The organism is Aeromonas sp. QDB20 (genome assembly GCF_027707805.1).
Taxonomy (GTDB): Bacteria; Pseudomonadota; Gammaproteobacteria; order Enterobacterales; family Aeromonadaceae; genus Aeromonas; species Aeromonas dhakensis.
Genome location: NZ_JAPCJC010000032.1, coordinates 23,634 through 33,274, shown reverse-complemented (window position 1 = coordinate 33,274; position 9,641 = coordinate 23,634). Strand labels below are relative to the sequence as shown.

Here is a 9,641-nt window from a genome sequence, read left to right as displayed (position 1 = left end):
TTCAAAGGCTTTTCGAGGCTATCGACTCGGTTGTTTGCGTTGCCGCTTGCCGTGTCGATGGAGGCGCATTATAGGGATCTGGATCACGCTTGCAAGCGACAATTCGCATTAAATTCGAAGAAATCGTTCAACCGCTCAACAATCAATCAAGAAGTCGCTTAATCCAGCAATTTCCTCGCCCGTAGTCAACGCCATCTATCTTCAATCATGCATGACAAGAGCTGGATCAACAGCAGGATGAAATGGCTGCCACCATCGCCATATCCATGGTGATCACGCTCACGCCTTCGGGTAACATAGCGCCCCTTTGCGATTCACACACTCTTGGGCTTTGGAGAGTTTAATGCCTTTTGCACTTGGCCAGCGTTGGATTAGTGATACAGAGACGGATCTGGGGTTGGGGACTGTCGTTGCTGTTGAAGGACGCATGGTTACCCTGTTGTTTCCGGCTACCGGTGAAAACCGCATGTATGCCAAAGAAGAGGCGCCGGTCACCCGGGTCAGCTTCAATGTGGGCGATCAGATAGCCAGTCACGAAGACTGGACCATGATGGTCGATGAAGTGCAGGAGAAAGATGGCCTGCTTATATATGTAGGTGTTCGCACCGACAATGATGAGCCGGTTGCCCTCAAGGAAGTGTTTCTCAACAACTTCATCAAGTTCAACAAGCCACAGGATCGCCTGTTCGCCGGCCAGATCGACCGGATGTCCCGCTTTACCCTGCGCTACGAAGCGCTGGTCAACCAGCACAAACGTCGTCGCAATCCGACCCGCGGTCTGGCCGGTGGCCGGGTCAGCCTGATCCCGCACCAACTCTATATCGCCCATGAAGTAGGTCACCGTTATGCCCCGCGCGTACTGCTGGCCGACGAGGTGGGTCTCGGCAAGACCATTGAAGCGGGCATGATCATTCATCAGCAACTGCTCTCCGGCCGCGCCCATCGCGTGCTCATCCTGCTGCCCGAAACGCTCCAGCACCAGTGGCTGGTCGAAATGCTGCGCCGTTTCAACCTGCACTTCTCCCTGTTTGACGAGGAGCGCTGCATCGAGGCCTTTGCCGATGCGGAAAACCCCTTCGAAACCGAACAGCTGGTGATCTGCAGCCTCGACTTCCTGCGCAAGAAGCGCCGCCGCTTCGAGCAGTTGCTGGAAGCCGAATGGGATTTGCTGGTCGTCGACGAAGCACATCACCTGGAGTGGAGCGAGGAGGCGCCGAGCCGTGCCTATGAAATGGTGGAAGCGCTGGCCGAACAGGTGCCAGGCGTGCTGCTACTGACCGCGACCCCGGACCAGCTGGGCCATCAGAGCCACTTTGCCCGTCTGCGCCTGCTCGACCCCGAGCGTTTCTACGACTACGAGGCCTTTCTCGCCGAGGAGCAGGCTTATGGTCAAGTCGCCAGTGCCGCCCAGGAGTTGCTGGATGGCGAGGCCCTGAGCGAAGCTGCCAAACAAACCCTGGCAGGCCAACTTGATGGTCTGGATCTCACTGATGCGGCCGCCCGTCAGCAGGCAGTCGCCAAGCTGCTGGATCAGCACGGCACCGGTCGCGTGCTGTTTCGCAACAGCCGCGCCAACATTCAGGGCTTCCCCGAGCGTCATCTCAACGTCTACCCCATGCCGTTGCCGGAGCAGTACAAGACCGCCATCAAGGTGATGGGCATGATGGGTGGCAACGGCGGCGATCTGCAGACCCGTGCCCTGCGCTACCTCTATCCCGAGAAGATCTTCCAGCAGTTTGAAGGCGACAACGCCAGCTGGACCCAGTTTGACCCACGCGTCGACTGGCTGCTTGAGTTGCTGATCTCTGCCCGTCAGCAGAAGATATTGGTGATCTGCTCCGAAGCGGCCACCGCCATCGCGCTTGAAGAGGCCGTGCGTACCCGCGAGGGGATCCGCGCCGCCGTCTTCCACGAAGGGATGTCCATCCTGGAACGGGACAAGGCCTCCGCCTATTTCGCTCAAGCTGAGGGGGGCGCCCAGGTGCTGCTCTGCTCCGAGATCGGCTCCGAGGGGCGCAATTTCCAGTTTGCCAGCCATCTGGTGCTGTTCGATCTGCCTCTCAACCCGGATCTGCTGGAGCAGCGGATCGGCCGACTGGATCGCATCGGTCAGCAGAATACCGTCGAGATCCACGTTCCCTATCTGGAGGGCACTTCCCAGCGCGCCCTGCAACTCTGGTATCACGATGGCCTCGATGCGTTCGAGCAGACCTGCCCGACCGCCCGCCCGGTGTTTGAAGCGGTGCGTGACGAGCTGTTCGAGCTGCTGGCCGCCAACACCGGTGAGCAGGCAACCCTCGAAGCGCTGCTGACCCGCACCCGCGAGCTGCACGAGCCCCTCAAGGCCAGTCTGGAACAGGGCCGTGATCGTCTGCTGGAGATCCACTCCAGCGGTGGCGAAGCCGCCAAACAACTGGTCGAGAAGCTGGCCGCCGAAGATGACGACACCGGCATGATCTCCTTCGCCCTCAAGATGTTCGACGAGATCGGCGTCAATCAGGATGATCGTGGCGAGAACGCTCTGGTGCTGATGCCGGGCGATCACATGCTGGTGCCGAGCTTCCCGGGACTGCCGCAAGACGGCATGACCATTACCTTCGATCGTACCACCGCCCTGTCGCGGGACGACATGTCGTTCCTCTCTTGGGATCACCCCATGATGCGCGGCGGTATCGACCTGATCCTGGGTTCAGAGATCGGTGCCACCTCGGTGGCCCTGCTCAAGAACAAGGCGTTGCCGGTCGGTTCCATCCTGCTGGAACTGATTTTCGTTGCCGAGTCTGCAGCTCATCCCCAGCTCTACCGCTTCATGCCGCCTACCCCGATCCGGCTGCTGATGGACAAGAACGGCAACAACCTGGGTGAGAAGGTGGCGTTCGATGCCTTCAACCGCCAGCTGACGCCGGTCAACCGCCACCTGGGCAGCAAACTGGTCACCGCTTCCCAGCCAGTGATCCACGGTCTGATTGGCCAGGGTCAGGCGATTGCCGAAGGACTGAAGGCGAATATTGTCGACCAGGCCCGTTCTCAGATGGCGCAAACTCTGCAGCAGGATCTCGATCGTCTGGAGGCGCTCAAGGCGGTCAACCCGAACGTGCGCGACAGCGAACTGGATTATCTGCGCAATCTGCAGGCAGAATTGCACCACCTGATCGACCAGACCCAACTCAAGCTGGATGCCATCCGCTTTATCGTGGTTACCCATAACTGATAAAACGGTGAAGGCATCGTCTGGTTACTAACAACCAGACCCAACGCGAGTTGGATACCATGCACTTTTTATCGTGGTTACCCATAACTGATAAAACTGTGCAGGCATCGTCTGGTTGATAACGACCAGACCCAACGCGAGTTGGCAGCCATGCACTTTTATCGTGGTAATCCATAACTGATGGGGGCTTGCCCCCGCTTTGACCAAAGATGCGAGACGCTATGTTTGTATACTCACCGCCCCTGGAACCCTGGCTCGATATCCTGTTCAAGGACAAGGACATCATGGTGGTCAACAAGCCCACTGGCCTGCTGAGCGTCCCTGGGCGCGGCCCCGAGAATGAAGACAGCGTGCTCCATCGGGTGAAACAACAGCACCCCAAGGCGGCGGCAGCCCATCGTCTCGACATGGCGACCACAGGTGTGCTGGTGATCCCCCTCAATCCCAACTCTCACCGGGAGCTGAGCCGGCAATTCCGCGAGCGGGAAACCGAGAAGCACTATCTGGCCTGGGTGTGGGGCGAGCCGAAACTGGATGCGGGTGAAGTGGATCTGCCGCTCTGTGTCGACTGGCCCAACCGCCCGAAGCAGAAGGTGGACTTTGAGGAGGGGCGTCACGCCCTGACCTTGTGGCAGAAGCTGAAGGTGGAAAATGGCAACAGCTTGATCAAGCTGACCCCCATTACCGGTCGCTCCCATCAGCTACGGGTTCATATGCTGGAGCTGGGGCACCCCATCCTCGGGGATAACCTCTACGCCAATCCGGAGGCGCTGGCGGCGGCACCGCACCTCTATCTGCATGCAGCCAGCCTGACCATTACCCACCCGCGCAGCGGCGAACGGATGACCTTCGAGGCTCCGGCCCCCTTCCCAACCTGAACCAACGCAGGAATAATAATGTGTCTAGCCCCGAAATAGGTTCGCACATTTTTAGCACTGAAAACCCCTGATGCGCCACATCGGGGGCTCTGTATTTCAATGCCTGATGTGGTCACTTCAGGTCATGTACCATTTCCCCCGCTTGTGCCTGGTTCCGAGGGCTTTGTAACAGCAACTCTCCTTGCAAAATCTCGGTCGCCCGTTCCGCCTATGTATCCTGATATCAGCCATAGCCATCCGTCATCGAGTACTGGAGCCTGTGCCACTCATGCACCGACGGACACAAGAGCGAGTAATATTGCCCCCCAAGTCAGAGTGGTAGCCAACTTCCTTACGTGAACAGGTATTCATCACCAAACTAAAGTTTAAAGGTTCGCTCTTGTCCGGCAGACAGATAATATCAGCCCCCGAATTAGCTCAGACACCGCCGGCAAAATCTAGTCAGGCCCGATAACAAACTTGTACCTGTTTCTATGTCAGCTTACCTTTTTCAATCTACACGACCGAAGCCAGTTTAAAACTCAGTAAGCAGTTACACTGTATTTGCTCCATGTCTTATTCCATCGAGGTCTCGGTATAACCGAAAGCAAGGTGTAAATCATATTCAGGACGGGAAAACAACGCTAATAAAAAAGCGGCAGATTGCTCTGCCGCTTTTTGCCTGGGGTCGACCGGATTACTTGTCGATATCCAGCATGTTGTTGTTGAGCATGTAGTCGATCACCTGAGACGAGGTGGCCGCCGCACTGCCGGTGAGGCTGTCGAACGTGTGGTTCATCAGCACTATCTCCTGGGTCACGGGGGCAGCGCTGCTCTCCTTGACCTGCAGATGCACCCCTTCACTGTCCTGGAAGACCGAGAGCAGGCTCTTCAGATCGTTCTGGTTGCGAGAACCGTCGTGATCCAGCAGGTCGCTCAGATCCAGCTTGTCACCTTCCGCCTTGGAGAAGTCGACCACGTAGTCCTTGGCCACGCTGCCCGCAGCTGTATCGCCCTGCAGCCAGGTGAAGGTATCGGCGCCGCCATCCCCCTTGAGGATGTCATTGCCAAGCCCGCCGACCAGGATGTCGTTGCCCAGACCACCGCTCAGGGTATCGTCGCCGATGCCGCCAAACAGGGTATCGTTGCCGCTGCCACCGTACAGGGTATCGTTGCCGCTCTCGCCGTACAGGGTGTCGTTGCCGGCACCACCGAACAGGATGTCGTTGCCGGCCCCGCCAAACAGGAAGTCATCGCCACCCTGACCGAACAGGATGTCGTTGCCATCCCCGCCGATCAGCACGTCTGCCTTGTCGTTGCTGGAGGACTGATCAAACTCGCTGGCATGGTCCGTGATGTAGTCATGGACCTGGGCATCGGTCACCGAGCCTGCGCTCAGCTTGCCGGCCACATACTGCTTGATGGCCGCGTAGCCTTCACCGTTGATGCCGGCAAAGTGGATCGCATCACCGAACAGGATGTCGTCACCGGCACCGCCGTCGAGCCGGTCGCTGCCCGGCAGGTTGTTCACCGAGGTACCCAGGATGGCGTTGGCCAGATCGTTGGCTGACACGTTGGACTGCACAATCTGATCACTGTCGAACAGCTTCAGGGTATCGATGGAGACGTTGCTGCCGATGCCGATTGCTTCCAGCGTCACGTTATTGGCCAGCAGAAGCGGCAACACAGCCAGCGCGTTTTGCAATGCCCAGTAGTTGCTGTCATAGGAGGTGGAGATCTCGAAGGTACCATCCCCCTGTGCCTTCAAGGTCCCGATGGTGGTCGAGCTCCACTTGTTGTTATTGCCCTGCGACCATTTCTGAACATTGCCGTTCGCGTCGATCAGCACCCGGTTGGTGCCGCCGATGTTGGCGTAGAAGGCTTCACCCGGCACATAGTTGTTGACGTTGACAAACGAATCGAGACGCTCGTTGGTCTTCGTATTCACGATCGGGTTGGTATCTTCATAGTCGTAATAGGTGTTTGGTGCCCCATCGGTAATGAAGTACGCCAGGTTCTTCGCATTGGCGTTGTTCTTGGCGGTGTCGCTGTTGAACCAGTTGGAGGTTGTCTTGAGAGCATCCTCGTAGTTGGTCGCCCCACCATTCCAGTAACTGCCGTCCATGCTGTCGAGCACGGCCTGCAACTTGGTCAGGACATTGGGATCCTTCAAGTCCACGCTGATGGACTTGTTGGCCTGACTGTCGAAGTCCACCAGGAAGATGTTGACCTTGCCCGCCCCCTCAGTACCGGCACTGGTCTTGAGGGTTGCAAACACCTGGGCCAGCTGGTTCTTGATGGTGTTCATGGCACTGGTGCCGATACTGCCCGAGCTGTCGACCATGAAGGCGATGTTGTAGTTCTGTCCCGGCAGTACCACGCTGCCATCCAGATCCCCGACCACGATATTGTGTTCGCTGCCGTAGGTACGGTTCTGATCGCCAGGCTCCCCTTCGGTAGAGAGGAAGTAGCTCATGCGGATCGAATCCTGATCCGATGCGCTGCTGGTCTGATCGGTCGCCACTTCCTTGGCGATGGCTTCGACCTTGAGGTCGAACTGGCCGGCACTGCTGCCCGGCACCCGCAGAGTCAGACCGGTCAGTTTGACGTCCAGCGCGCTCTGGTTCCACAGACCGGTCAGCGTCAGCTTGCCATCGGCCCCCACTGTGCCAAGCACGGTGGAGCCCTGATACAGCGTCGACCCCGTCGGCATGCCGGTCAGCACCAGGCTGTCGAACTGTTCGCTGCCATCCCGGTCGGTCAGGGAAGCGCTGATCTCGAGCGGATAATCCACCAAGCTGGGCGGTACCGCCGTCAGGGTGCCGTCGGTCTGGTTGAACTGGTAGATGCCGTCATCAAACTGCACCAGCTCGATGTCGTAGAGCGACTTGCTGATGGTGACGCCGTTCTCCTTCACCAGGAAGTTGAAACCACCGTCACTTCTGCGCTCGATGACATAGTTGGCACGCGAGCCCATCAGTACGGCCAGGTCGGTACCGGCATCCCCATGCAGGGTATCGCCACCCAACCCAGCAACCAGGATATCATCACCCGTGCCACCGGTTAGGGTATCGCCGGAGACAGAGTTGCCGCCGACCAGTACATCATTGCCAGCACCGCCGACAAAATGATCGCCGCCGCCCTTGACGCTGACGATATAGTCATTGCCGTTGCCACCCACCACCTGATCCGGACTGGTGGTGCTGTCGGTCAGACTATTGGTGATGCCAAAGTTGCCCTGGTTGAAGTTGCCGCTCTGGAACGCCCCGGTGGAGATGCCGGACGACGGGTACTGGCTATAGAGCGGTACACCGTTGCCGGTCAGGCTGATGTCGACCACCGGCTTGTCCGCCACCGCCGTGATATCGATCACCAGCTTGCCGCTGTTGCTCAGGTTGGCGCCGTCGCTGATCTGGTAACCAAAGCTGGCGTAATCGCCCTGCAGGTTGCCGGTCACGACGCCACTGCCGTTGCTGGCATTGCTGCTCGACTCGTTGAGGCCTGGCACGAAACGCAGGTGGCCGCTGTCGATATCGGCGTAGGAGACAAGATCCCCCACCTTCACCGCAATCCACTGGCCGGCAGCGTTCAGGTACTCCAGCTTGCCGTTCAGCGGCAGGGTGTTGATCTGCACGCTCAGGTCAGAAGCGGCCTGATCATCGCTGGCACCAAACTGGGCCCACTTCAGCACCAGCGGCGTGTCTTCCTTGCCGGTACTGTAGCCACCCGTGGTCACCGGCGCACGATCGTTGTCGATGATGGTACCGATGCCGTTCTGATCGCCCACGGTCACCGTCAGGGTTTCATTCGCTTCGACCAGACGATCGTCCACCGTCGGGATGGTCACGGTAAAGCTCGAGACCCCGGCCGGTACGGTGATCTTGCCGGTGGCGCTGTTGTAGGTCACCCCGTTGCTGAACTGGGCAGTACCCCAGTCAAGGCTGGAAGCCGGGTTGGTACCGCTGCCCTTGATGCCGAAGTCATACTGGGTCGCTTCCTGGGTCGCATCAGAGAGCGTCACCGTGTGCAGCAGGTTGCCGCCTTCGGCCGCACTCTCGCTGGAGACCGACTGTACGATAGGCGTAAACAGCGGCTTGGTTGCGAAAGAGCCCAGGCTGTAGTCGCCGTCGCCATCCACCACCTTGATCTGGAAGTCGATGTCGCCATCTCCCAGCGGCTTGGACATGTTCTGATACTGGAAGAACTCCCACTTGCCGGTGGCCGGGGTAAATTCCAGACGGAACACCAGGGTGCCATCGCTGGCCTTGCCGACCAGGGTATTGGCCGATTCCATCGTGGTGGTGATCAGCTTGCCGGTCGCCGTGGTCAGCCCGGTCTCGGTAGAACCGACCAGCTGCATGTAGCCCTTGCCGTCGGCACCCCACTGCGGAGTGACCGTGCCGGAACCGTAGGCGATAGCCGGCGCCGTGGTGGCACCGAGGAACTCGATGCTCTTCACGGTGAAGTCGCTGTTGTCGGCATAGAGGCCGTTACCATTGTTGGTGGCCTTGATGACCATGGTATCGAAGCCGCCCTGCTGCACCTGGAAGTTGCCGGCATAGTCGCCACCTGCCGCGTTGGAGCTGAAGGTCTGGGTACCGATCAGCACGCCGCCGCGGTAGAACTCGACCACGCCGCTCTCCAGCTCGCCACCGAACATCTGGCTGAACTTGATGTTGGCGCCATAGGCTACCTTGCCCGCATCCAGCTTGACGATCAGCTGCTCGGAAGCAGAAGTACCGTTTGCAAAGTGGCGGAAGTCCACCTCGTTGGCGAGGTTGTGGTTCGGTGAACCGACGCTGGAAACCCCCAGACCGGCGCTGGAACCGTTGACATTGGCAGTGATCAGGGCCGAGTTGGTCGACGAGGTAAAGCCCAGCGCCGTGATGCTGAAGCCGCTCACGTTCAGGGTCGTCTGGTTGCTGCCACTGTACTTGGTCAGATCAAACAGGCCGGTCAGAGTATCCGGGATGTTGGTCTTGATGACGGAGACGGCCGCCATGTCACCGGCCACCGGCGCGTCATCCTCGACCGAGATGGGCAGACTGCCGGTGGTGGTGGTCTTGCCATCCGATACGGTCACGCCGATCTGGAAGTTGAGTACGTCTTCACTGCCCTTGACCGGGTGATCAAGCGGGGCCTTGAGCGTCACGTCATAGCTCCAGTCGCCCTTGCCGTTGCCGGCGGGCGCGGTCAGCTTCACATCTATGACCGCCTTGTAGTCGGCGCCGCCCTGTGTACCGGTATAACCGGTCAATACCTTAGTGGCGGCATTCCAGCTCCACTGCACCGCGGCACCGCCTGCCGTCAGGCCAGCCGGCCCGTTCAGGCTGATGGTAAGCGTATCCTGGCTGTCGACATCGCCGACCGTGATCTTGCCGCTGGCGGCCACACTGTCGGTGGTATCGCTGCTACCTGCCGTATCGGCAATGCCGCCGGCCAGCCCCTCTTCGGAGACCACGGCCCCCTTGTCGATACTCAGGGTCGGTGCATCGTTGGTGCCGGTGATGGTGACGGTGACGGTGTGCTCGGTGCCGTCCACGGACTTGACCACAAAGGTCTCGACCTTGGGT

3 protein-coding genes (1 of these 3 only partly in view) are annotated in these 9,641 nt (G+C 59.2%); 2 read left to right on the top strand and 1 reads right to left on the bottom strand.

Annotated elements, in window-relative coordinates; translation table 11 throughout:
• The first annotated feature begins 343 nt into the window (after window positions 1-343).
• Window positions 344-3,211, top strand: a complete 2,868-nt coding sequence (gene rapA / locus PG897_RS21545; RefSeq protein ID WP_043172014.1) for an RNA polymerase-associated protein RapA — start codon at window positions 344-346, stop codon at window positions 3,209-3,211.
• 221 nt (window positions 3,212-3,432) lie between these two features.
• Window positions 3,433-4,089, top strand: coding sequence for a bifunctional tRNA pseudouridine(32) synthase/23S rRNA pseudouridine(746) synthase RluA (gene rluA, locus PG897_RS21540; RefSeq protein ID WP_201883181.1), 657 nt, complete (start codon window positions 3,433-3,435; stop codon window positions 4,087-4,089).
• A gap of 676 nt (window positions 4,090-4,765) precedes the next feature.
• Here the strand turns inward: rluA and PG897_RS21535 are convergent.
• On the bottom strand, window positions 4,766-9,641 hold the 3' portion of the coding sequence (locus tag PG897_RS21535; protein WP_270829375.1) for a retention module-containing protein. It continues 3,050 nt past the right edge of the window; only the last 4,876 of its 7,926 coding nucleotides appear in the window; the start codon falls outside the window, past its right edge — the gene reads right to left on this strand; the stop codon is at window positions 4,766-4,768.